The sequence below is a fragment of the Sphingomonas sp. CFBP8993 genome (assembly GCF_034044895.1).
In the GTDB taxonomy this organism is placed as follows: Bacteria; Pseudomonadota; Alphaproteobacteria; order Sphingomonadales; family Sphingomonadaceae; genus Sphingomonas.
Map to the genome: position 1 here is coordinate 355,011 of NZ_JAXCWU010000001.1, position 22,389 is coordinate 377,399.

Sequence of the window (22,389 nt, forward strand, 5' to 3'; positions counted from 1 at the left end):
TCCATGTCGACCGATGTTCTGAGCGCCGATCCGGCCAAGAACCCGACCTATTATCTGGTCGAGGACGAGGATCACCATCACGAATCCGGTGGCTCGACCGCCATCGGGTTCTGGATGTACCTGATGAGCGACTGCCTCATCTTCGCGATCCTGTTCGCCACCTACGGCGTGCTGGGCACTAGCTATGCGGGCGGGCCGACCCCGCGGGAGATCTTCGAACTCCCGCTGGTCGCGCTCAACACCTCGATGCTGCTGCTGTCGTCGATCACCTATGGCTTTGCCATGATCGCGATGGAGAAGAGCCAGAAGTCGAACACGCTGATCTGGCTGGGCATCACCGGCCTGTTCGGTCTCGCCTTCCTGTCGATCGAACTCTACGAATTCGCCAACCTCATCCATGAGGGCGCGGGGCCGCAGCGTTCGGCCTTCCTTTCGTCCTTCTTCACGCTGGTCGGCACGCATGGTCTGCACGTCACCTTCGGCTCGATCTGGCTGGTCACGCTTATGGTGCAGGTCGGCCGCTTCGGCCTGATCGAGGCCAACAAGCGTCGCCTGATGTGCCTGTCGATGTTCTGGCACTTCCTGGACGTCGTCTGGATCGGCGTCTTCACCTTTGTCTATCTGCTGGGAGTTCTCCGTTGAGCGCTCATACCCCCCACGGTCACGACGACCACGGCCATGATGACTCCCATGGCGGCCATGGTTCGATGAAGGGCTACATGATCGGGTTCGTGCTGTCGGTCATCCTGACCGCCATCCCGTTCTGGGCGGTCATGACCGGCGCGCTGGGTGATACCCAGACGACCGCGCTGGTCATCATGGCTCTGGCCTTTGTCCAGATCGTCGTCCACATGATCTACTTCCTGCACATGAACACCAAGTCGGAAGGTGGCTGGACGATGATGGCGCTGGTCTTTACCGCCGTGCTGGTGGTGATTACGCTCAGCGGCTCGATCTGGGTCATGTATCACATGAACACCAACATGATGCCCGACATGGCCGCCCAAATGGGCGGTGGCATGTAATGACGGACGCTGGCGGAAGGGGCGGGCGGCACGGTCGCTCGCCGCTGACGCTGGCGATCCTTACCGCGATCGGCGTGGCGCTGATCGCGGCCTTTGTCAGCCTCGGCGTCTGGCAGTTGCAGCGCCGGGTCTGGAAGCTGGACCTGATCGCGACGGTCGAGGCGCGGTTGCACGCTCCACCCGTTGCCGCTCCCCCGTCCGCAGGCCAGGCGGACGCTTATCGCCGGGTCACCATCGAAGGTCGTTTTCTCAACGATCGCGAGACGTTCGTCCAGGCGGTGACCGAACGTGGGCCCGGTTTCTGGGTGCTGACACCGCTGCTCGGCCCCGACTTCACCATCCTCGTCAATCGTGGCTTCGTTCCCGCCGAGAAACGCCAGGACCATAGCCGTGCGGATGCACCGGTGCGTGTGACCGGATTGATCCGCGTCAGCGAGCCGGGTGGCGCATTCCTTCGGTCGAACGATCCGGTCGCGGACCGTTGGTATTCGCGCGACGTGGCGGCGATCGCGAAGGCCAAGCGACTGGGGCCGGTCGCTCCCTATTTCATCGACGCCGATGCGACGCCCAATCCCGGTGGTTATCCGGTCGGCGGGTTGACCGTGGTCGCGTTCCGCAACAGCCATCTGTCCTACGCCCTGACATGGTTTGCCCTCGCGATCCTGACGGTGGTCGGCGTCGTCATCCTGTGGCGGCGGGGCCGGGCATGAACGCGGGCGAGCCGCCCTTCCTGCCCTTCACCATGCGCCCGCGTGAGCCCGACGCGACGGCGGGCACGGCCAATATGCGCCAGCTCATCCATCTGCGCTGGATGGCGGTTGCGGGCCAATTGTTCACAATCCTGTTCGTCAACCGCGTGATGGGGGTTCAGCTGCCGATCCCCGCGATGATGGGCGTGCTGGTGATGGCTATTGCCATCAATCTGCTCAGCCATTTCCGGCTGCGCTTTCATCGCATCACGAACACCGAACTTCTCTTTGCGCTGATGTTCGACGTCGGCACATTGACGCTCCAGCTTTTCCTGGCGGGTGGTGCGACCAATCCGTTCATCTCGCTCTATCTGATCCAGGTGGTGCTCGGGGCGGTGCTACTCGAGACCTGGTCGGCCTGGGCGCTGGCGGGGATCACCGGGCTCTGCTTCGGCCTCTTGTCGCTGCACCATCGGCCGCTCACCTTTCCGTCCTGGCTGTTCGGCGACATCGCTGGGCTCCATACCCTGGGCAACTGGCTGGGCTTCGCGCTCGTGGCCGGGCTGCTGATCCTGTTCGTCACGCGGATCAGCCACAATCTTCGACGCAGCGCCGCGCGACTGGCCGATCTACGCCAGCAGGCGTCGGAGGAGGAACATATCGTTCGGATGGGCCTGCTTGCCTCGGGCGCCGCGCATGAGTTGGGCACGCCGCTCGCGAGCCTGTCGGTGATCCTGAGCGACTGGCGCCGCGTCCCCAAGCTGCGCGACGATGTCGAACTGATGGGAGAGATTGCCGAGATGCAGGCCGAGGTGCAGCGCTGCAAGGCGATCGTCACCCGTATCCTGCAATCGGCCGGCGAACCGCGCGGCGAGGCTGCGGAATTGTCGGAGGTCGGGCGCTTCATCGATACGATCGTCGAGGAATGGCGGCTGACCCATGCGCAGGTGGCGCTCGACTATCAGCGGACCGATGACGATGCCGCCATCGTATCCGACCCTGCCATCAAGCAGGCGGTGTTCAACGTGCTCGACAATGCCGCCGAAGCGTCGCCCCACTGGGTTGGCCTCAGCGTCGCGCGAGAGGGTGACGCCGTGGCGGTGCGCGTCACTGACGTCGGATCGGGCTTTACCCCCGCCACGCTGTCGCAGGTCGGACGACCGCAGCAATCGACCAAGGGCGAGGGACACGGTGTCGGCCTGTTCCTGGTGTCCAGCGTCGTGCGCAAGCTCGGGGGGCGGGTCGAGGCTGCGAACCGGCCCGAGGGTGGCGCACAGGTCACGCTGACCCTACCTTTGAGCATGATCGGCGTATCGGATCGGGATTAGAAATGGATGACCAACGTTCCCTGGTGATCGTCGAGGACGACGAGACCTTCGCTCGCACGCTCCAGCGTTCTTTCGAGCGGCGCGGCTACCGCGTCTGGGTGGCGGCGAACCCCGATGCGCTGGTCGCGGTCCTTCGTGAAACCACGCCGCGTTATGCGGTGGTCGACCTGAAGCTGGGTCAGGCATCGGGCCTTGCCTGTGTACAGACCTTGCACGCGCATGATCCGGCGATGCTGATCGTGGTGCTGACCGGTTTCGCCAGTATCGCGACGGCGGTCGAGGCGATCAAGCTGGGCGCGTGCCACTATCTCGCCAAGCCGTCCAATACCGACGATATCGAGGCCGCGTTCCACAAGGCTGGCGGCGACACGACGACGGCGATCACCGACCGTCCCAGCTCGATCAAGACGCTGGAATGGGAGCGGATCAACGAGACGCTGGCCGAGACGAACTTCAACATCTCGGAGACCGCACGGCGGCTGGGGATGCACCGCCGGACGCTCGCGAGAAAGCTGGAGAAGCGCCACGTTCCCTGACGCGGCGTTATCTTCCGCTCTTTCCTTACGACGGGACTGGTGGGACCGTCACTCTTCTGTAGCCAATCGACATTCACTCATTCCTCCCCTGCAAGGGGAGGGGGGCCATGCGCAGCATGGTGGAGGGGTGTCGCTGGTCGCGGAATGTGACCGGTCTCTGAGGCCGCCCCCCCGTCAGACCTTCGGCTTGACACCTCTCCTTACAGGGGAGGAATGAAATGAATGCCGACCGGCCCTCGCCTGCATTGTGACTTGGCAGACCGGATGCCGACTCCGCCAAGCGACGATCCGAATGTCAGCGGCGCTTCTCGGCCATGGTCCAGTCCGCAATCTTCTTTTCCAGCACCGGCATCGGCAGCGCGCCGGTGTCGAGCACCTCGGCATGGAAACGGCGCGGATCGAATTTCGCACCCAGCTCCGCCTTGGCCTGCGCCTTGAGGCGGCTGATCGTCAGCTGGCCAATCTTGTAGGCCAGTGCCTGCCCGGGAATGGCGATATAGCGTTCGACCTCGGCGGTCGCGTCGGTGCGTGCCATCGGCGAATTGGCGAGCATATACTCGATCGCCTGGTCGCGGGTCCAACCCTTGGCGTGGATGCCGGTATCGACGACCAGCCGCATTGCGCGCAGCATCTCGTCATTCAGGCCGCCCATGCGCTGATAGGGGTCGGTTTCCATGCCAAGTTCGGGCCATAGCGTCTCGGCGTAAAGCGCCCAGCCTTCGGCATAGGCGGTATTGCCGCCGAAGCGCATGAAGGCGGGGAGGGCGGTGTTCTCCTGCGCCAGGCTGATCTGGAAATGATGCCCCGGCACGGCTTCATGGAGATAGAGCGTCTCCATTTCCCACATATAGCGCGAGGGCAGGTCATAGGTGTTGTAATAGAACACACCCGGCCGCGTCCCGTCCGGCGTCCCGCCCTGATAGGAACCGCCGGCATCCGTCTTTTCCTTGAAGGCGGGTACGGGGCGGATTTCGAGAGCGGTCTTGGGGATCAGCGAGAACTGCTCGCGGATGCGCGCATCGACGCGGCGGCCGATCGCCTCGTAACCTTCGCGCAACTGCGCCGCGCTCTTGGGTGCAAAGCGCGGATCGGTACGCAGAAAGGTGAAGAAATCCGCCAGACTGCCCTTGTAGCCCACCGCCTGCTTCTGGACTTCCATCGCCTTCAGGATGCGCGCGACCTCGGATAGACCGAGTTGATGCACGTCCTCGGCCTTGAGCGGCAGGGTCGTGTTCTGCTCGATCAGATAGGCATAGAGCCGGTCGCCGCCCTCCATCCCGGACAGTCCGACGCTATCGCGTGCGGCGGGAAGATATGTATCGGCGAGGAAGGTTCGCATCCGTTGTTCGGCGGGCACGATCACGTCGCGAATCTGCGCGGCATAGGCGGTCTTCAACCGGGCTTGTTCTGCCGTGGGAATGGTCGCGGGCAAACGCTTGATTGGGCCATAAAAAGTCGACTCCTCGACCGGCACCCCGAGCAGATTATCGAATTGCGCGATCATGTTGCGCACGACCAGCTTCGGCTGGACGACGCCGCTCGCCATGCCTTGGCGGAAGCGGACGATCGCCTCGTCGAGCAGATGCGCATATTCGACATTGCGCTTCAGATTATTGTCATAGTCCGCCACCGTGTTGAACGGTGCCGCACCCTGACCCGAGGAGAATTCCGGGTAGAAGGTCTGGATGCCGTAGAAATGGTCCATCGGCCTGACGATGGTCAGCGCAACGATGGCGGGATCATAGCCCTTGAGTGTCGTCTCGGTCTGCTGCTTGAAGACATCATAGGCAACCTGATTAGTCGGGGTCAGCTTTGCCCGGTCGATCTGCGCGAGGTCTTTCAGGTCCTTTTCGGCCGCCGCACGCTCGGCCGCGATATAGGCGTCGGAGAAGATGTCGCCGATCCGGTCGGCACGGCGCATGTCACCCCGAAACAGCCCGCTGATCGGATTGCGCGCCAGGCTCGCTTCGTCGCTCGCGTGGAACAGTTGCTTAAGCCGGGCATCCGCCTTTCCTTCACCCGGTTGAGGCGCGGCGATCGGGGTGGCCTGAGCAAGAGCAACGGAAGGGGAGGCCGTGGCGGCCAGAACGATGGCAAGGGAAAGAAGGCGCAAGCGGATGTCCCGACGAGAGAAGCGATGCTGCCTTGGTAGAAAGCCAAACCTCCACCTGCAAGCCATGGTCTCAACGAGAAACGCCCTGCGATCCGTGATGGATCACAGGGCGTTACCCGATCATTTCGACACCTGATGTCAGGCGGTGGTCTTGTTGGTAGCGGCCTTGGCCGCCGCCGAACCGGCGTTTCCGGCCGCCTTCACGACATTGTCGAACAGTGAACGAGCGCGGTCCTTGGCGTTGTCCTTGGTCAGGCCTGCCTCTTCCAGTTCACGAAGCCCGGTTTCCCGTGCGGCCTGGGTCGCCTGGCGTACGGTCTCGCCCAGCTTCTTGCCGAGCGGCGTGAGCAGTTCCTTTTCCCGCGCCGAACGCGGGATCAGCGCGCCGACGATCACGCCGACGGCGAGGCCGCCGACGAGGATGCCGAGCGGATTGGTTTCGATCGTGCGCGCGGTCTTCTGCGCCAGCTCGCCTGCCTTGTCCTTGGCGTCGTGATAGGCCTGCGAAGCGGCTTCGCGACCATGGTCCAGCTTTTCGCGGAGGTGGTCGGTCTGCTGATTGTGATGGGTTTCGATCGTCATAGCGAACATCCTTCTGGGGCTATGCCGCCGGGGTTGCCGCCCCGGCGCGCCTAATCAGCGTTTGCGTTTGAACAGGCCGGCAATCCGGCGACGGTTGAGGATCAGCCCAAGTACGGCGACGCCGCCCGCAACGGCGGCTGGGTTGTTCTTGGCGGATTCTAGACCTGAACAGGCGGCCGACATGCCGGCTTCCTTAGCCTGGGCAGCCAGCGCCTTTGGCTCGAGCCTGGCCTGGATACGAGAGACGGTGTGGTTCATCCGCTCTCGCGCTTCGGCCGCGCGGGCTTCGGCTTCGGTAACGGTCATGCGCGGTCTCCCGACAAACGCGATTTGCCGACCATCGCCAGGATTCCGGCAACGACCAGCACCGCACCGACCACGATTAACGTCGCCGCAAAGGGCCCGGTCATTGGGGTCAACGCCATGATCAGGCCGACGAGTAACGCGATAAGGGCCGCGAGACCCAATATCGCGGCGATCCCGAAGAACGTTGCCGCGCTGCGATAGCGGCCGACCTTGTCGGTGGCACGTGCCTTGGCCAGATCGATTTCCGCCGTGATGAACGAGCGACCGTCATCAACCAGCTGCGACATCAATGCCGTCAGCGTCTCCGGTTCGGGCGTTACCGCCGACAGGGCTTCACCGACGCGGCTCACGCGACGCCGTCAACCGACGAGCGGGTTTCGATACCCGACTGAAGCACGCGAGCCAGAACGAAGCCCAGCGCCGCCGCAACGCCGATGGCGACCGCCGGGCTCTTGGTCACGAACGCACGGGCATCGTCGAGCAGCTCTTCGACATCCTTATCCTTGATCGCGCCCGACAGGGACGTGACCGTATCGGCCGCCGAACGCGCATATTGGCCATATTGCTGGCCCAGCTTTTCGTCGACCTGACCGGCCGCGTCGTTCAGCAGCTGCGCGACCTGATCAAGCGCCGAGCCAGCCTTGGCCTTGCCGTCTCCGGCCAGCGCCTGGATCTTGTCGACCGCCTGCTGCTGCACCTTGGTCGCCCCGTCCATCACCTGCTGCTTGGCGTCGGCGATGCTGGCCTTTGCCTTGGACGTATCGCCCTCGCTGACGAACGAGCCATCGGGCGTCGCCACGGCAGGTGCAACGGGTGCGTTCCCGGCAAAAGCGGGTGCGCCGGTGTTGGCAGCGGGGAAATTGCTGTCGGTGTCGGACATCGGAAAACCCTTTCCTGGATCGGCCCGGGTAAACGGGCGGTTTTGCCTTTTAACCCCGGCGATGGAACCCGGGTTCCATGCTTTCCCGCAATTGCCCTTCGCACAGTCACAGGGTAGAGCCGCGCCGAGACCTTCAAGGCTGATGTAGGAGCATCGTTACGTGACCGCAATCATCGACATCCACGCGCGTCAAATCCTGGACAGCCGGGGCAATCCTACCGTCGAGGTGGACGTGCTCCTCGAAGACGGCAGCTTCGGCCGCGCCGCCGTTCCCTCGGGCGCATCGACCGGCGCGCATGAGGCAGTCGAAAAGCGTGACGGCGACAAGAGCCGCTGGATGGGCAAGGGCGTCGAAGCGGCGGTCGAGGCGGTCAATGACGAGATCACCGACGCCATCCTGGGCATGGATGCCGAGGATCAGGCCGATCTCGACCGTGCCATGATCGAGTTGGACGGCACCGAGAACAAGGGCCGCCTTGGCGCGAATGCGATCTTGGGCGTCAGCCTGGCGGCGGCCAAGGCCGCGTCCGAGGCGCGTGGCCTGCCGCTGTACAAATATGTCGGTGGCGTCTCGGCGCATCTGCTGCCGGTGCCGATGATGAACATCATCAATGGCGGCGAGCATGCTGACAATCCTATCGATTTCCAAGAATTCATGATCATGCCGGTCGGTGCGGCGAACATCATGGAAGCGGTGCGCTGCGGTTCGGAAATCTTCCATACGCTGAAGAAGGCGCTGCACGAAAAGGGTCTGGCGACCGGCGTCGGCGACGAGGGCGGATTTGCCCCCAACATCGCCTCGACCACTGAGGCGCTGGACTTCATCATGGCTTCGGTCGAGAAGGCCGGGTACAAGCCGGGCGACGATGTCATGATCGCGCTCGATTGCGCCGCGACCGAGTTCTTCAAGGACGGCAAGTACAATATCTCGGGCGAGGGCAAGATCCTGTCCAGCCACGAGATGGCCGAGTATCTGGCGGACCTGACCCGCCAGTATCCGATCCTGTCGATCGAGGACGGCATGGCCGAGGACGATTGGGAAGGCTGGAAGGCGCTGACCGACCTGATCGGCGACAAGGTACAGCTGGTCGGCGACGATCTGTTCGTCACCAACCCCAAGCGCCTGAAGAAGGGCATCGAAGGCGGTTATGCCAATTCGCTGCTGGTGAAGGTCAACCAGATCGGCACGCTGACCGAAACGCTGGAAGCGGTGTCGCTGGCACAACGCTCGCGCTACACCGCCGTCATGTCGCACCGTTCGGGCGAAACCGAGGACGCGACCATCGCCGATCTGGCGGTCGCGACCAACTGCGGCCAGATCAAGACGGGCAGCCTCGCGCGCTCGGACCGGCTCGCCAAGTACAACCAGCTGATCCGTATCGAGGAAGAGCTGGGTGACTCGGCACGCTATGCCGGTCGCGATATTCTCATCCGCGCTTGAAATCGAAGGGCGCCGGTAACATTATGGCCAGTGTGACCAGAAAACCGTCGCCCTTCATCCGGACCATGCGGCGGGCCGCGCTGCCCGCCCTTGGTCTGACGATCGTTGCGTTCTTCGGCGCCTATGCGGTGCTGGGGCGCAATGGCCTGTTGGCTTACGGCGAATATCAGCGGCAGCTGGTGAAGCGTGAGCAGGACTATGCCATGCTCGACAAGCATCGCACGGTCTTGAAGAACCGCGTCGCGCTGCTCGATCCCGACCATGCGAACCCCGACATGGTTGACGAGATGGTGCGGAAGGAACTCAATGTCGCTCACCCGGACGAGGTGATCGTTCCCCTGAAATGAGAAGGGCGGCCCCGCGAGGCCGCCCTTTCCGTATCAACGACCCAGAAAGGTCAGCAGGTCGCTGGTCAGCCGGTCGCTATGCGTGACGTTCAGGCCGTGTGGCGCGCCGTCATATTCGACCAGCTGCGACTGGGCGATGCCCGCCGCTGCGGCACGCCCCGCCGCGTCGATCGGCACGGTCTGGTCACCGGTCCCGTGAATGACGAGCGTCGGCACGCGAAACGCGGAAAGGTCGGGCCGGAAATCGGTCTGGCTGAACGACTCCGCACAGGCCAAGGTGGGCTTCAGTCCCGCCTGCATCGCAACGCTGGTTGCCCAGTCGAGGACGTCGTCGCTGACCGGGCTGCTGATGAAACCGACGCCGAAGAACTGTTTGAAGAAGGTATGGCGCAGGAAGTGCGCGCGGTCGTCGCGCAGGCCCTGGCCGATCTGGTCGAATACGGACTGCTCGGTGCCGTCGGGATTATCCTCTGTCTTGAGCATATAGGGAACGACCGAAGCGATCAGTCCTGCCGCGATCACGCCCTTGCCGTCATGACGGCTCATGTAGCGCGCGACCTCGCCGCCACCCATCGAGAAACCGATGACGGCCGCATCCTGCGCGCCCGTCGCCTCCAGCACATCGGCCAGGTCGTCCGCCAGCGTGTCATAGTCATAGCCCGACCAGGGCTGGCCCGAACGGCCGAAGCCACGGCGGTCATAGGCGATTGCGCGAAAGCCCGCTTCGGCCAGCGCCATCATCTGGGCGTCCCACATATCGGCCGAAAGCGGCCAGCCATGCAGCAGGACGACCGGGCGGCCTTCGCCCCAATCCTTGACGTAGATGTCCGTGCCGTCGCGCGTCTTCAGATATGGCATCGTCTGCTCCTGCCCGTTTCTGCAATGATGGAACAGCCTGAACGGGCCGATGGATAGCCCGTTCCGTCCCATCGTGTCGGCATGGCGGTTGGGCGCGCGTCCTTCGTCGCGATGACCGGCGATAGGGCCGATGGCGGCGTCAATAATGACGCTGCCCCGGTTGCCAGGGGCGCGTGATGAAGTCACATTCCCCAGCATTCGGGATCGGTACGGAGTATGACGGAATGCGGGGATGGCGGCTATTGCTGGCGGGGACGATGCTGGCCGGACAGCTTGTGGCGGGGCCTGCCATGGCCCAGATGAGCCCGATGACCGAGAATGATCCCTATATCTGGCTGGAGGACAAGGACGGTGCCAAGGCGCTGGCCTGGGTAGAGGCGGAGAATGCCAAGACCCTGCCGCGGCTCCAGAACGATCCCCGCTACCAGACCTTCTATGGCGAGGCGCTGGCCATCGCATCGGCCAAGGACCGTATCCCGATGCCGGGCCAGCTTTATGGTCGCATCGTCAACTTCTGGCGCGATGCCGACCATCCCCAAGGCTTGTGGCGGTGGACGACCGAGGCGGACTATGCCTCGGCCAATCCCAAATGGACGACGCTGCTCGACCTCGACGCGCTGAGCAAGGCGGAGGGCAAGAAATGGGTCTGGAAGGGCCTGACCTGCCTCAGTCCCGAGGATCGACTGTGCCTGGTGGCGCTGTCCGAGGGCGGCGAGGATGCGATCGAGTATCGCGAATTCGATCTGGAGGCCGGACAGTTCGTGCCGGGCGGCTTCCGCCTGTCGACCTCGAAGCAGGGCGCGACGTGGCTGGACAAGGACACGCTGCTCGTCAGCCGCGACTGGGGGCAGGGGACCCTGACCAAGTCGAGCTATCCTTTCGTGGTGAAGATGGTGAAGCGCGGCCAGCCAGTCGAGCAGGCGCAGGAAATCTATCGCGGCGCGCCGACCGATGAACTGGGCACCTATGCCAGCGTCCTGACCGACGCGAAGGGCAATCGCGCGGTGGTGATCGAGCGTCGCAAGACGTTTTTCGGTGGCGACAAGCTGTTCTGGACACCGAGCGGTGGTGCCAAGCCGATCGCGATGCCGGCCCGTGCCTTTCCATCGGGGATGATCGATGGCCGGGTCATCTTCCAGACCAGCGACAATTGGGGCCAGCATCCGGCGGGTGCCGTCGTCTGGGCACCGCTTGCCGAACTGGAGGCCGGCGCGATCACGCCGCGTTCGCTCTTCACACCCAGTGATCGCCAGGCGGTCGAGGGCGTGTCGACGACCAAGAACCGCGTTGTCGTGACCTTCATCGACAATGTGCGCGGCCGGGCCAGCGTATTCGCGCCGACCGGCAGCGGCTGGACGGCATCGACGGTGCAGGTGCCCGACAATATGGCGGTGGACGTCGTCAGCACGAGCGATCGTTCGGACACCGTCTATCTCTCGACCGCGGGCTTTACGACGCCCACCGTGCTGTCGCGCTTCGACGCCAGCCGTCCGGCCAGCCCCCAGGTGTTGAAGACGCTGCCTGCCCGCTTCGACGCGAACGGGACGACCGTCCATCAATATGAGGCGACGTCGACCGACGGCACCAAGGTTCCGTACTTCGTGGTGTTGCCCAAGGGCGCGAAGCTGGACGGCACGACGCCCACGCTCATGACCGCCTATGGCGGGTTCGAACTGGCGCGCCTGCCCACCTATCTGGGTTCGACCGGCAAGATCTGGACCGAGCGGGGCGGTGCCTTCGTCCTCGCCAACATTCGGGGCGGCGGTGAGTTCGGGCCGAAATGGCATGATGCGGGCCGCAAGACCAAGCGGCAGGTCATCTATGACGACTTCGCCTCGGTCGCGAAGGACCTGTTCGCGCGGCACATCACCAATCCGCAGAAGCTGGGCATCTATGGCGGCTCGAACGGCGGGCTGTTGATGGGCGTCGAGCTGACCCAGCATCCCGAGCTGTGGAAGGCGGTGACGATCCAGGTGCCGCTGCTCGACATGGTCCGGTATCAGAAGATCGCGGCGGGGGATTCGTGGAAGGACGAATATGGCTCGATCGACGTGCCCGAGGAGGCCGCGTTCCTGCACAAGATCTCGCCCTATGCCAATATCCGCAAGGGCGTGGCCTATCCGGAACCCTATATCTGGACGACGACCAAGGACGACCGGGTTGGGCCGCAGCATGCGCGCAAATTCGCCGCGCGACTGGCCGAGTATGGCATCCCTTATCTGTTCTACGAGGATACGGCGGGCGGACATTCGGGTGATGCCGACATTGCCCAAGGCGCACGCCTGAGCGCACAGCAGATGGTCTATTTCTCGCAGAAGTTGATGGACCGGCCGACGCGGTAGGCGGATCCGGCCGGGCGGTTTCGCCGTCCGGCCGCATTTTGCATGACCACAGCGGCAATTATTATCTTGCTGCGGTGCGGCAGGATGGGCAAATGCAGGGCATGACCGATATGACGACGACCGAGCGCCGTCCGGCTGAGCCGGCGGCAGGCGCTCCCGCCATCATCTTCGAAGCGATCGTCAAGATGCAGGCGGTGTCCGCCCTGTACAATCGCGGCGAAGTGGTGCTGGCGCCGCACGTGATCTTCACGCGGCATGACGAGCTCTATGTCGATGCCACGACGATCGAGCGCGATGGCAAGCCCCCGCGCGAGGAGAAGATGGGCACGTTCAAGCTGGCGGGCCTCGGCGCGCTTCGCCTTACGCCCCGGCGCTTTACGGCGAGTGCCTTGTTCGAACGCGATGCCGAAAAATACCAGAATGCCGCGCTCATGATGATCGAACCGGCCTGAGCCGAACGGCGCCGCTCACCCCTGGAGGCGGGCGGCGCCCTTTTCGTCAGCGGCAGCGCACCTGGTTCTGGTCGATCGAACGACCGGCCAGCGCGCCACCCGCTGCACCGAGCAGTGTTGCGATCGTGCTGCTCCGCCCGCCGACCAGGTTGCCGAGTATGCCGCCCGCGGCGCCCCCGATGATCAGGCCGGTCGTGCCGTCCGAACGGCGGCAGTAATAGCGGCCATCGGTTCCGGCATAGACGCGGTCCTGCGGCTGCAGCACACGCTCGCGATACTGCGAACCATCGCGATAGTCGCCGACCGGGTCATAATAGGGCTCGGCATTGCGGTCATAGCCATCGGCCGGGATCGGCGGCGCGACTCGGTAGCCGCCCGGCCCGGATGCGGGGGGTGGCGGCGGTGCATAGCCGTCATCGCCATAACCGCCGCGCTCGCGCCGCGACAGGTACAGATCGACTTCCTGCCGATAGAGTTGATATTCGCGGTCGAACCGGGCCTGCGCGGCGCGAAACCGCGCATCGTCGCCTGCGCTCTGGGCGCTGGCCGGAATAGCCGTCACGCTAACAACGGCGGTGATCGCTGCGATGGTCAGATGACGAAAGCCCATCGATCCTGTCCCTCCAATGCCCGCACAATCGGGCGAGGCAACCGATACGGATGCGAATTGATATGGTTCCTGAACGGCTCGCCTTGCCCAACAGAGCCAAGGCGAGCCAAAGGTTTCACGCCTTGGTGACGAAGCTGTCCATCACCCGCTTGCGTCCGGCCTGCTCGAAATCGATTTCCAGCTTGTTGCCTTCGATCACCGCGATCGCGCCATAGCCGAATTTCTGGTGGAACACGCGGTCCCCGACGCTCAAATCGTCGCGGCCCTTCTGCCCCAAACCGACCGAAGGCGACCGGGACTCGACGATGCGCGCCGGGCGGGTGGGCGCAGCGTTCTGCACGGTCGCCGCCCGTTGCCAACCCGGTCCTCGCCCGGTCCCCCGCGCGACGTTGGCGAATGGATCGGCATGTTCGGACCAGTTGGCCCGCCACAGGCTTTCGCCACCGTTCATGCTGCTTTCGCTCTCGATATGTTCAGGCGGCAGTTCGGCGACGAAGCGGCTCGGCAAGCTGGAGGTCCACTGGCCATAGATGCGGCGATTGGCGGCGTGCAGGATGACCGCCTTGCGCCGTGCGCGCGTAATCGCGACATAGGCGAGGCGGCGCTCTTCTTCCAGGCTGCGCGTGCCGCCCTCGTCGATCGCCCGCTGCGACGGGAACAGCCCTTCCTCCCAACCCGCCAGGAAAACGGTATCGAACTCCAGCCCCTTGGCGGCGTGGATCGTCATGATCGTCACCTCGGGCTCGCGCTGGTCGCCGTCGCGGTCCATGACGAGCGAAACATGTTCCAGGAACGCGCCGAGCGACTCGTAATCCTCCATCGCACGGACGAGTTCGGACAGGTTTTCCAGGCGACCGGCGGCTTCGGCCGATTTTTCGTTCTGGTACATCGCGGTATAGCCGCTTTCGTCCAGCAGCTGACGCGCCAGTTCGGGATGGGGCAGGTCCCGCGCCATGTCGCGCCACCGGGCGATATCGCCGATCAGATTGCCCAGGCTCCGGCGCGCCTGCGGCGTCAGTTCGTCGGTGTCGAGGATCCGCGCCGACGCGATGGTCAGCGGCAGGCCTTCGGCACGGGCGAGCTGGTGGATCTTGGCCAGCGCCTTGTCGCCCAGCCCCCGCTTGGGCACGTTGACGATCCGCTCGAACGCCAGGTCGTCGGACGGCTGGTTGACAATCCGCAGATAGGCCAGCGCGTCACGGATTTCGGCGCGCTCATAGAAGCGAAAGCCGCCAACGATCCGGTAAGGCAAGCCGATCGCGATGAAGCGGTCTTCGAACTCACGCGTCTGATGCGACGCGCGCACCAGAATGGCGATATCACCGTACGAGGTGCCCGAACGTCGCGCGCCCTCAATTTCCTCGCCGACCCGGCGCGCTTCCTCCGGCCCGTCCCAGACGCCCAGCACCCGGACCTTCTCGCCCACATCCAGTTCGGTCCACAGCGTCTTGCCCAGACGCCCGCCGTTATGCGCGATCACGCCCGACGCCGCCCCCAGGATATGCGGGGTCGAACGATAATTCTGTTCCAGGCGGATCACCTTGGCACCGGGGAAATCCCGCTCGAAACGCAGGATGTTCTCCACTTGGGCGCCGCGCCAGGAATAGATGGACTGGTCGTCATCGCCGACGCACGCGATGTTCTTGCGCGCCTGGGCAAGCAGCCGCAGCCAGAGATACTGGACGCTGTTAGTGTCCTGATACTCGTCCACCATGATATAGCGGAAGCGCTGCTGATAATGCTCCAGCACGTCGCGATGCGTCTTCAGAATGGTCAGCATGTGGAGCAGCAAGTCGCCAAAGTCGCAGGCGTTCACGCTGCGCAGCCGCTCCTGATACTGGCGGTACAGGTCCGCGCCCTGGCCGTTCGCGTAACGCTCCGCCTCGCCCGCGTCGATATCGCCGGGAACCAGCCCCTTGTTCTTCCACTCGTCGATCAGTCCGCCGAGCGCACGGGCCGGAAAGCGCTTTTCGTCGATATCCGCCGCGACGATCAACTGCTTGAGCAGCCGGAGCTGGTCGTCGGTATCGAGGATGGTGAAGTTGGATTGCAGCCCGACCAGCTCGGCATGGCGGCGCAGCATCTTCGCGCCGATCGCGTGGAAGGTGCCCAGCCACGGCATCCCCTCCACCGCATCGCCGACCAGCCGCCCGACGCGCTCGCGCATTTCCTTGGCGGCCTTGTTGGTGAAGGTGACCGACAGGATTTCCGACGGCCAGGCCTTGCGCGTGTAGAGCAGATGCGCCAGCCGGGCGGTCAGTGCCGCAGTCTTGCCCGTTCCCGCACCCGCCAGGACCAGAACCGGACCATCGGTCGTCAGCACCGCCTCGCGCTGCGCCGGGTTCAGCGATCGCAGATAGGGATAGTCGGTCGGCGAAGCAGCGGGATCGAGGGGAGCGACGGTCATCGCGAACAGTTAGGGAACGTTTGCTGGCGGGGCAACCACCCGTGATGACCGGCAGCCGCTGTTTCATCGCGGGACGAGTCATCAGCCAGTCTTTTGTCCGACATGAAAGCGACATTTCCGCTGCCTAGAGGCGCGGCGTGCCGACGAGCAGCGGGGTGCCCTTCATGGGTGCCGACGCCGCCGTGACGGGCACGACCCGATGCAGGAGCACTATCCGATGAAGATCTTCACGGCAGCCGCCACAGCGGCCTCTCTTTTCGTGTCCGTCGCGGCGCAGGCTGAAGTTCGCGAGCCCGTGGTCGTTCGCGTCCGCCACGCCGACCTCGACCTGCGCCGCGCCGATCACCGTGTGCAGCTCGACGCCCGTATCCGCCGGGCCGCGCTGATCGCTTGTGGTCCGGCAACGATGGACCTGCGCCGCAATGCCGACTCCGCGCGCTGCCGCAAGGAAATGCTGGCTGACGCTGCGCCCAAGCTGGCGGCGCTGTCGCGGGCACCGATCGCGCTCGCCAGCAACAACTAATATCTGTCGAGGGAATGCAGCCGGACGCTCCGACAGGGCCTCGGCTGCATTTCCTCGCGGCGATAGCCACGCGGCCGTCGTCATCAAAATGTCACCGGAAAGGCGCAACGCGACTTCATTATGACAGCTCATGCGCTAACCGGTGGCCAATCCGAAACCCGCGTGCGAGGTCCACGCCTCGATTCCGGGCTCCATCCCATGGGCCGGTGGCTGTTCGCCGCGCTGCTCGTCGGCGGCCTGCTCTATGCGGGCTATAGCGTCGCGATCGATACCGCACGCGTCGGCGAGCCGATGGCGATCGGCGTCTTCGCCTTTCTCGGCCTCGCGCTGCTGATCGCGCTGGGGTTCGAATTCGTCAACGGGTTCCACGATACCGCCAACGCGGTCGCGACGGTCATCTACACGCATTCGATGCCTGCACCGCTGGCGGTCGTGTGGTCGGGCTTCTTCAATTTCCTCGGCGTCGTCACCTCCACCGGGGCTGTCGCCTATTCGATCATCACGCTGCTGCCGATCGACCTGATGCTGCACGTCGGCTCGGCGGGCGGATTTGCGATGATCTTCGCGCTGCTGCTGGCCGCTGTCCTGTGGAACCTGGCGACCTGGGCGGTCGGCCTGCCCAATTCGTCGAGCCATGCGCTGATCGGCTCGATTCTGGGTGTCGGGCTGGCCAACCAGCTGCTGTCGAACGTGCCCGGCACGTCGGGCGTCGACATGGCGCAGGTGCAGAAGGTCCTGACGGCCCTGCTGTTCAGCCCGCTGATCGGGTTCGTCGGCGCGTTGATGCTGCTGCTCGTCATGAAGCGTTTCCTGCGCGACAAGCAGTTGTACCGCGAGCCGGAGGGCGACACGCCGCCGCCGCGTGGCATCCGCGCGCTCCTGATCTTCACCTGCACCGCGGTCAGCTTCGCGCATGGCGGCAATGACGGACAGAAGGGCATGGGCCTGATCATGCTGATCCTGATCGGCTGTGCGCCGACCGCCTATGCGCTGAACCGGACGCTGCCCGAAAGCGCGATGCCCGCCTTCGTCCGTAGCGCGCAGGTCGCGGCCACCGCCTATGCCGCGCACGGTACGTCAGGCACGCCGTCAGTCGAACAGGCTCGCGCGGTGGTCGTCGAGGGCGTCCGCACCAAGGCGATCGACCGGCCGGAGGTCTATGCCGGACTGTCGGTCCTGTCGCGCGACATAGGCGAGCGGATCGAGGATTACGGAACGTTCAGCCGCGTGCCCGCCGCCGTCGTGCCGAACATGCGCAACGACATGTATCTGGTCCTCGATACCACCCGCATGGTGACCAAGAACGAGGGGGCCAAGCAGCGCTTCACCGCCGCCGAGATCGAATCGCTCGACGGCTATGCCGGGTCGCTCGAACGCGGCACCCGCTATATCCCGCTTTGGGTGAAGGTTACGGTTGCCCTGGCGCTGGGGCTTGGAACGATGGTCGGCTGGCGGCGGATCGTGATGACGGTCGGCGAGCGGATCGGCAAGACGCACCTGACCTATGGCATGGGGGCCGCCGCCGAGCTGATGACCGCCGCGACGATCTTCGGTGCCGAATATCTCGGCCGTCCGGTATCGACGACGCACATCCTGACCTCCGGCGTGGCCGGCGCGTCAGTGGCAAACGGCGCGGGGCTACAGTTTCGTACGATCCGCAACATGCTGCTCGCCTGGGTCCTGACCCTTCCGGCCGCCATGATATTGTCGGGAACGCTCTATTGGCTGCTGCTGCAACTGGCGGGCGCGATCGCAGGCTGATCGGCGATAATCGGGCGGCGGGGTCTTTACGCCGCCGCTTCGCTTCTGCACGGACGGTCCATGACCCCAGGATCGTCCGCAGCATCACCCCAGGCATCTCCGGTTTCGCACCGCCATATCCTGCTGGCGAGCCTGACGGGCACGGCGGTCGAGTTCTACGATTTCTATATCTATGCGACGGCAGCGGCGCTGGTGTTCGGGCCGCTCTTCTTCCCCGCATCATCCGCGACGGCGCAACTGCTGCTGTCCTATGCCAGTTTCGGCCTGGCGTTCGTCGCGCGACCAGTGGGGGCCATCGCCTTTGGCCATTTCGGCGATCGGGTAGGACGCAAGTCGACCCTGGTGGTCAGCCTGGTGCTGATGGGCGGCTCGACCGTCGCGATCGCCTTCCTGCCGACCTATGCGCAGGCCGGATGGATCGCACCGCTACTGTTGTGCATCGCCCGCCTGGGGCAGGGGCTGGGCCTGGGCGGAGAATGGGGCGGGGCCGCCCTGCTGGCGGTCGAGAATGCACCGCCTGGTAAACGTAACACCTGGGGCATGTTCCCGCCGCTCGGGGCACCGGTCGGCTTCATCCTGGCGAACGGCTTCTTCCTGATCCTGGGGCTGGTCCTGACCGACGCCCAGTTTCGGGCGTGGGGCTGGCGCCTGCCGTTCCTGGCTAGCGCGGTGCTGGTAATACTCGGCCTCTGGGTGCGGCTGCGGCTGACCGAGACGCCCGATTTCGCCGAGGCCAAGAAAAGCGACACGCTCCCAAGGGTGCCTATCGCCACCCTGCTCGGCGGTCATGGCCGTGCGCTGCTGGCGGGGACGAGCGGGGTCATTGCCTGTTTCGCGATCTTCTATCTCGCGACAGCCTTTGCGCTCGGTTACGGCACGACAGTGCTCGGCTATCCGCGCGAAGCGTTTTTGGGCGTGCAGCTGGCCGCGATCCTGTTCCTGGCGCTGGGCGTGATCGTCTCCAGCGTGTTGGCCGACCGGCGCGGCGCACCGGCGATGCTGCGCCTCGGCTTTGCGGGCTGTGTTCTGGTCGGAATCGTCATGGGGCCGATGCTGGGATCGGGCTCGCTCGCCATCGTGTTCGTCTGGCTGGCGCTGGCGCTGTTTGTGATGGGCTTTGCCTATGGCCCGCTCGGCGGGTGGTTGCCCGCGCTGTTTCCGGCAGGCGTGCGCTATACCGGCGTGTCGATGACCTTCAACCTGGGCGGCATCATCGGCGGCGCGCTGGCCCCGATCGCGGCGCAGGCCCTGACCGAGCGCGGCGGGCTGAACTTCGTCGGCGGCTATCTGGTCGCCGCGGGTCTGCTCAGCCTCGCCGGTTCGGCCCTGATGCGGGGCCGTGCGGTCTATCAGGCCTGACGCAACAGGGTGAGCCGTGCCTTGCCGTGGACGCGGGAGACGTCGACGGTGAAGCCCGCAATCTCGAGTTCCTCCTGCTTGGCGGTCTCGATGCTGATCCAAGTGCCCGCACCCACCCAGCCAAGCCGCGTCAGCTTGTCGAGGGCGACGCTGCCCGCGCCCGTTCCATAAGGCGGGTCCATCAGGATCAGGTCGAGCGGCGCGCGCGCAGGGCCCAGCGCCATGACCGACGATGCCCGCACGTCGCCCTGCGCCTCCAGCTTGGCCAGATTGGCGCGCAGCGCGTCCAGCGCGGCGCGATCCTGCTCGACGAACAGGCAGGACGCCGCCCCCCGCGACAGCGCCTCGATGCCGAGTGCACCCGATCCGGCGAAGAGGTCGCCGACCGCCAGCCCTTCGAAATCACCCAGCCTTGCGGTCAGCATCGAGAACAGCGCCTCCCGCGTCCGATCGGCGGTGGGACGGGTCACGTCCCCCTTGGGCGCGACCAGCGGGCGGCCGCGCCATTGTCCGGCGATCACGCGCATCAGCGATTACCCCCCGGACGGCCAGGACGCGAACCACCGCCACCGGGTCTCGGCCCGCGCGGCCCCGGCCGGGCCGGACCGCCGGAACGGCCGGGCGTACCCTGTCCGCCGTTTGGCGGGCGAGAAGGACGGCCGCCGCGCTCGTCGCTTCGGAACGGGCGGTCACGCGATGGGCCGGAGCGGTCACCGGCTGGCCCCTTTGCGAAGGGCTTGCTGTCTGTCCGACCACGATCACCGCGTTCGTCGCCGCGGAACGACCGCTCACGCGGCGCATTCGAGCGGTCACCGGCTGCGCTCTTGGCATAGGGTCGGTTATCACTGCGTGACGGGCGATCACCGGAACCGCCAAAGCGGTCGCCCGTCGGGCTTTTTGCGAAGGGCTTGTTCTCGGTCCGGTTACGGTCGCTGCGGAACGAGCGCTCACGTGGCGGACCCGAACGCTCGCTTGCTCCACCCTTGGCGAAGGACCGGCTGTCGCCGCGGGCCGGACGTTCCCCGGAGCCACCGAAGCGGTCGCCGGCGGGGCTTTTGCCATAAGGCTTGTTGTCCGACCGGGGACGGTCGCCATGCTCATTGCTACGGAATGGCCGATCGCGGGACGGGGTCGAACGATCGCTCGGCGCGCCCTTGCCAAAGGGACGGTCGGTTCGCTCGTCACGTCGCCCCGAACGGTCGCGCGACGGACCCGCGCGATCCGATACGGGACCCTTGGCATAGGGCCTGCCGTCAGCCTGTGGGCGTCCGGTGCGCGGGGCGGCGCCACGACCGAACCGCTCGCCCGATCCAGCGCGATCCTGCCGCTTCGGGGCGTCGCGCATGTCGGCGCCGGCTCGCGGACCCGAACGGGTCGTCGCGCCGGGGGAGTCGATCCGCGTCGGCGGCGTCCGGAAACCGGGCTTGACCTTGGCCGGGCGGATCGCATCGGCGGGGATGCCACCTTCCAGCGTCTTGCGAAATTCGACGATGTCGTAACCCTTGACCTCGCCAATCTCTCCCACCGGCAGGTCGTCGAGCAGGAACGGGCCATAGCGGAGTCGGATCAGGCGGCTGACTTGCAGACCCAGATATTCCAGCACGCGGCGAACCTCGCGGTTCTTGCCTTCGCGCAAGGTCATCTCGATCCAGACATTCGCGCCGGTGCGACGCTCCAGATTGGCGTCGATCTGGCCATAACGAATGCCGTCGATCTCGATCCCGTGGATCAACTCCTCCAGCTGGGCCTGGGTGATGTCGCCATAGGCGCGCGCGCGATAGGTCCGCTCGACCCCGGTCGCAGGAAGCTCCAGCTGACGCTTGAACCCGCCATCGGTGGTCAGCAGCAGCAGCCCCTCGGTGTTCAGATCGAGCCGCCCCACGGGCACCAGCCGGGGAAGCCCCTCGGGCAGGCGATCATAGATGGTCGGCCGCCCCGCCGGATCGTGCTCGGTCACGAGCAGGCCGGTGGGCTTGTGATAGAGGAACAGCCGGGTCGGCTCCGGCGCGGCGACGGGATCGCCATCGACGGTGATCCCGTCCAGGGTCGAAAGGAGGGTCGCCGGCGTGTCGATCGTCACGCCGTTCAGGGCAATCCGCCCCTCGGCGATCATCCGCTCGATCTCGCGGCGCGATGCGACTCCGGCTCGGGCCAGCAGCTTTGCGATACGTTGATCTGATGTCATGATCGACGCTGATACAGAGGGTGTGCGCCAAAGGAAATTAATTGCGTCGTTTCGCAGACCGGCGCGTTACGGCAGCAGTGCGGGGAACAGAAAGACGGGTCGTAACAGGGATGAGGCTCTTCGGACGAAAAAAGCGGCAACTCGTCAAGCTGCTCGTAGTGGAGGACGAGCCGCTGGTTGCGTTCGATAACGAGCATGCGTTGAGCGATGCCGACTACGAAATCGTGGCGACCGTCGACCGGGCGAGCAAGGCGGTGGCCCTGATCGAAAGCGGTGCGCTGATCGACCTCGTGCTGGCGGATGTGCGACTGGCGGATGGCAGCGGGGTCGATGTCGCTCGCGCGGCAAATGGCCGCGATATCCCTGTGCTGTTCATCACGGGCACGCCACCCGACGGTGCCGAGGACTTGGCCGAAGGCCTGTTGATGAAGCCTTACGGGTCGCGCGAACTGCTCGGCGCGATCGAGGTGATCGAGGAACGGCGGGGCGGCAAGACGCCGACCAGATTGCCTCCTGGGTTTCGCCTGTTCGCGCGTCTGGCCTCTCCACCTCGACCAGGCGCCGAAACCTGACGGTCGCCGCCGTTGCCCCTGGCGCGCAACCCCGATAGGGTCCGCGCTTTGGTGACGGGTGGGCGGATTGCAT

The 22,389-nt window shown here is 65.1% G+C and carries 23 protein-coding genes; 13 read left to right on the forward strand and 10 right to left on the reverse strand.

The window, feature by feature from the left end:
• Positions 1 to 3 precede the first annotated feature (3 nt).
• From cyoC to SOM26_RS01580, 5 genes are read left to right on the forward strand one after another with little or no spacing between them, the layout of a single operon-like run.
• Positions 4 to 642 carry a cytochrome o ubiquinol oxidase subunit III gene (gene cyoC, locus SOM26_RS01560; RefSeq protein WP_320450971.1) on the forward strand — a complete coding sequence of 213 codons (639 nt, stop codon included), beginning with the start codon at positions 4 to 6 and terminating at the stop codon, positions 640 to 642.
• Positions 639 to 1,025: a cytochrome o ubiquinol oxidase subunit IV gene (gene cyoD / locus SOM26_RS01565; RefSeq protein WP_320450972.1), complete on the forward strand. Its 387-nt coding sequence runs from the start codon at positions 639 to 641 to the stop codon at positions 1,023 to 1,025. The genes cyoC and cyoD overlap by 4 nt, the downstream gene beginning before the upstream one ends.
• On the forward strand, positions 1,025 to 1,735 hold the full coding sequence (locus tag SOM26_RS01570) for an SURF1 family protein (RefSeq protein ID WP_320450973.1): 711 nt from the start codon (positions 1,025 to 1,027) through the stop codon (positions 1,733 to 1,735). The genes cyoD and SOM26_RS01570 overlap by 1 nt, the downstream gene beginning before the upstream one ends.
• On the forward strand, positions 1,732 to 3,042 hold the full coding sequence (locus tag SOM26_RS01575) for an ATP-binding protein (protein WP_320450974.1): 1,311 nt from the start codon (positions 1,732 to 1,734) through the stop codon (positions 3,040 to 3,042). Before SOM26_RS01570 ends, SOM26_RS01575 begins: the two co-directional genes overlap by 4 nt.
• A gap of 2 nt (positions 3,043 to 3,044) precedes the next feature.
• Complete coding sequence (locus SOM26_RS01580) at positions 3,045 to 3,578, forward strand: response regulator transcription factor (RefSeq protein WP_320450975.1); 534 nt, start codon at positions 3,045 to 3,047, stop codon at positions 3,576 to 3,578.
• Between the two features lie 295 nt (positions 3,579 to 3,873).
• Here SOM26_RS01580 and SOM26_RS01585 read toward each other — a convergent pair whose 3' ends face one another.
• The 5 genes from SOM26_RS01585 to SOM26_RS01605 form a co-directional block, all read right to left on the reverse strand.
• Positions 3,874 to 5,691, reverse strand: coding sequence for a DUF885 domain-containing protein (locus SOM26_RS01585; RefSeq protein WP_320450976.1), 1,818 nt, complete (start codon positions 5,689 to 5,691; stop codon positions 3,874 to 3,876).
• 138 nt (positions 5,692 to 5,829) lie between these two features.
• On the reverse strand, positions 5,830 to 6,273 hold the full coding sequence (locus SOM26_RS01590) for a hypothetical protein (RefSeq protein WP_320450977.1): 444 nt from the start codon (positions 6,271 to 6,273) through the stop codon (positions 5,830 to 5,832).
• A 54-nt stretch (positions 6,274 to 6,327) separates the two neighbouring features.
• Entirely contained in the window at positions 6,328 to 6,579 is a 252-nt protein-coding gene (locus SOM26_RS01595) for a DUF3618 domain-containing protein (RefSeq protein WP_320450978.1), read from the reverse strand.
• Positions 6,576 to 6,929 (reverse strand): phage holin family protein, encoded by a 354-nt coding sequence (locus tag SOM26_RS01600; protein ID WP_320450979.1) that lies wholly within the window; start codon positions 6,927 to 6,929, stop codon positions 6,576 to 6,578. The genes SOM26_RS01595 and SOM26_RS01600 overlap by 4 nt, the downstream gene beginning before the upstream one ends.
• Positions 6,926 to 7,459, reverse strand: coding sequence for a hypothetical protein (locus SOM26_RS01605; RefSeq protein WP_320450980.1), 534 nt, complete (start codon positions 7,457 to 7,459; stop codon positions 6,926 to 6,928). The genes SOM26_RS01600 and SOM26_RS01605 overlap by 4 nt, the downstream gene beginning before the upstream one ends.
• 160 nt (positions 7,460 to 7,619) lie before the next feature.
• Here SOM26_RS01605 and eno point away from each other — a divergent pair, with 160 nt between their 5' ends.
• Complete coding sequence (gene eno, locus SOM26_RS01610) at positions 7,620 to 8,900, forward strand: phosphopyruvate hydratase (RefSeq protein WP_320450981.1); 1,281 nt, start codon at positions 7,620 to 7,622, stop codon at positions 8,898 to 8,900.
• 23 nt (positions 8,901 to 8,923) lie between these two features.
• Positions 8,924 to 9,247 carry an FtsB family cell division protein gene (locus tag SOM26_RS01615; protein ID WP_320450982.1) on the forward strand — a complete coding sequence of 108 codons (324 nt, stop codon included), beginning with the start codon at positions 8,924 to 8,926 and terminating at the stop codon, positions 9,245 to 9,247.
• A gap of 33 nt (positions 9,248 to 9,280) precedes the next feature.
• Here the strand turns inward: SOM26_RS01615 and SOM26_RS01620 are convergent, their stop codons facing one another.
• On the reverse strand, positions 9,281 to 10,105 hold the full coding sequence (locus tag SOM26_RS01620) for an alpha/beta fold hydrolase (protein WP_320450983.1): 825 nt from the start codon (positions 10,103 to 10,105) through the stop codon (positions 9,281 to 9,283).
• 224 nt (positions 10,106 to 10,329) lie between these two features.
• Between SOM26_RS01620 and SOM26_RS01625 the strand changes: the two genes are divergently transcribed.
• Complete coding sequence (locus SOM26_RS01625) at positions 10,330 to 12,447, forward strand: prolyl oligopeptidase family serine peptidase (protein ID WP_320451265.1); 2,118 nt, start codon at positions 10,330 to 10,332, stop codon at positions 12,445 to 12,447.
• A 101-nt stretch (positions 12,448 to 12,548) separates the two neighbouring features.
• Positions 12,549 to 12,899, forward strand: coding sequence for a hypothetical protein (locus SOM26_RS01630; protein WP_414711998.1), 351 nt, complete (start codon positions 12,549 to 12,551; stop codon positions 12,897 to 12,899).
• Between the two features lie 46 nt (positions 12,900 to 12,945).
• Here SOM26_RS01630 and SOM26_RS01635 read toward each other — a convergent pair whose 3' ends face one another.
• Positions 12,946 to 13,509 (reverse strand): glycine zipper 2TM domain-containing protein, encoded by a 564-nt coding sequence (locus tag SOM26_RS01635; protein WP_320450984.1) that lies wholly within the window; start codon positions 13,507 to 13,509, stop codon positions 12,946 to 12,948.
• A 115-nt stretch (positions 13,510 to 13,624) separates the two neighbouring features.
• The gene (locus SOM26_RS01640) at positions 13,625 to 15,916 is read right to left on the reverse strand and encodes an ATP-dependent helicase (protein WP_320450985.1); all 2,292 of its coding nucleotides are present in this window, start codon (positions 15,914 to 15,916) and stop codon (positions 13,625 to 13,627) included.
• 217 nt (positions 15,917 to 16,133) lie between these two features.
• On the opposite strand from SOM26_RS01640, the gene SOM26_RS01645 reads away from it, so the two are divergent.
• The 3 genes from SOM26_RS01645 to SOM26_RS01655 all read left to right on the forward strand — a co-directional run bounded on the left by SOM26_RS01645 (position 16,134) and on the right by SOM26_RS01655 (position 19,559).
• Complete coding sequence (locus SOM26_RS01645; protein WP_320450986.1) at positions 16,134 to 16,439, forward strand: UrcA family protein; 306 nt, start codon at positions 16,134 to 16,136, stop codon at positions 16,437 to 16,439.
• Positions 16,440 to 16,637: 198 nt separating this feature from the next.
• A complete protein-coding gene (locus SOM26_RS01650; RefSeq protein WP_320450987.1) occupies positions 16,638 to 18,200 on the forward strand; it encodes an inorganic phosphate transporter in 1,563 nt (520 codons plus the stop codon).
• Between the two features lie 60 nt (positions 18,201 to 18,260).
• On the forward strand, positions 18,261 to 19,559 hold the full coding sequence (locus SOM26_RS01655) for an MFS transporter (protein WP_320450988.1): 1,299 nt from the start codon (positions 18,261 to 18,263) through the stop codon (positions 19,557 to 19,559).
• Here the strand turns inward: SOM26_RS01655 and rsmD are convergent.
• Positions 19,550 to 20,086 (reverse strand): 16S rRNA (guanine(966)-N(2))-methyltransferase RsmD, encoded by a 537-nt coding sequence (rsmD, locus tag SOM26_RS01660; RefSeq protein ID WP_320450989.1) that lies wholly within the window; start codon positions 20,084 to 20,086, stop codon positions 19,550 to 19,552. The genes SOM26_RS01655 and rsmD overlap by 10 nt on opposite strands.
• A complete protein-coding gene (locus SOM26_RS01665) occupies positions 20,086 to 21,744 on the reverse strand; it encodes a pseudouridine synthase (protein WP_320450990.1) in 1,659 nt (552 codons plus the stop codon). Before SOM26_RS01665 ends, rsmD begins: the two co-directional genes overlap by 1 nt.
• 41 nt (positions 21,745 to 21,785) lie before the next feature.
• On the opposite strand from SOM26_RS01665, the gene SOM26_RS01670 reads away from it, so the two are divergent.
• Positions 21,786 to 22,316: a response regulator gene (locus SOM26_RS01670; protein WP_320450991.1), complete on the forward strand. Its 531-nt coding sequence runs from the start codon at positions 21,786 to 21,788 to the stop codon at positions 22,314 to 22,316.
• Positions 22,317 to 22,389: the final 73 nt, after the last annotated feature.

Coding starts and splice junctions, on each gene's coding strand:
- SOM26_RS01635 (WP_320450984.1), bottom strand. CDS start 13,509: ATGGGCTTTCGTCATCTGACCATCGCAGCGATCACCGCCGTTGTTAGC.
- SOM26_RS01580 (WP_320450975.1), top strand. CDS start 3,045: ATGGATGACCAACGTTCCCTGGTGATCGTCGAGGACGACGAGACCTTC.
- SOM26_RS01615 (WP_320450982.1), top strand. CDS start 8,924: ATGGCCAGTGTGACCAGAAAACCGTCGCCCTTCATCCGGACCATGCGG.
- SOM26_RS01620 (WP_320450983.1), bottom strand. CDS start 10,105: ATGCCATATCTGAAGACGCGCGACGGCACGGACATCTACGTCAAGGAT.
- SOM26_RS01640 (WP_320450985.1), bottom strand. CDS start 15,916: ATGACCGTCGCTCCCCTCGATCCCGCTGCTTCGCCGACCGACTATCCC.
- SOM26_RS01665 (WP_320450990.1), bottom strand. CDS start 21,744: ATGACATCAGATCAACGTATCGCAAAGCTGCTGGCCCGAGCCGGAGTC.
- SOM26_RS01575 (WP_320450974.1), top strand. CDS start 1,732: ATGAACGCGGGCGAGCCGCCCTTCCTGCCCTTCACCATGCGCCCGCGT.
- SOM26_RS01645 (WP_320450986.1), top strand. CDS start 16,134: ATGAAGATCTTCACGGCAGCCGCCACAGCGGCCTCTCTTTTCGTGTCC.
- rsmD (WP_320450989.1), bottom strand. CDS start 20,086: ATGCGCGTGATCGCCGGACAATGGCGCGGCCGCCCGCTGGTCGCGCCC.
- SOM26_RS01650 (WP_320450987.1), top strand. CDS start 16,638: ATGGGCCGGTGGCTGTTCGCCGCGCTGCTCGTCGGCGGCCTGCTCTAT.
- SOM26_RS01590 (WP_320450977.1), bottom strand. CDS start 6,273: ATGACGATCGAAACCCATCACAATCAGCAGACCGACCACCTCCGCGAA.
- SOM26_RS01630 (WP_414711998.1), top strand. CDS start 12,549: ATGACCGATATGACGACGACCGAGCGCCGTCCGGCTGAGCCGGCGGCA.
- SOM26_RS01595 (WP_320450978.1), bottom strand. CDS start 6,579: ATGACCGTTACCGAAGCCGAAGCCCGCGCGGCCGAAGCGCGAGAGCGG.
- SOM26_RS01570 (WP_320450973.1), top strand. CDS start 1,025: ATGACGGACGCTGGCGGAAGGGGCGGGCGGCACGGTCGCTCGCCGCTG.
- SOM26_RS01625 (WP_320451265.1), top strand. CDS start 10,330: ATGCGGGGATGGCGGCTATTGCTGGCGGGGACGATGCTGGCCGGACAG.
- SOM26_RS01605 (WP_320450980.1), bottom strand. CDS start 7,459: ATGTCCGACACCGACAGCAATTTCCCCGCTGCCAACACCGGCGCACCC.
- SOM26_RS01655 (WP_320450988.1), top strand. CDS start 18,261: ATGACCCCAGGATCGTCCGCAGCATCACCCCAGGCATCTCCGGTTTCG.
- cyoC (WP_320450971.1), top strand. CDS start 4: ATGTCGACCGATGTTCTGAGCGCCGATCCGGCCAAGAACCCGACCTAT.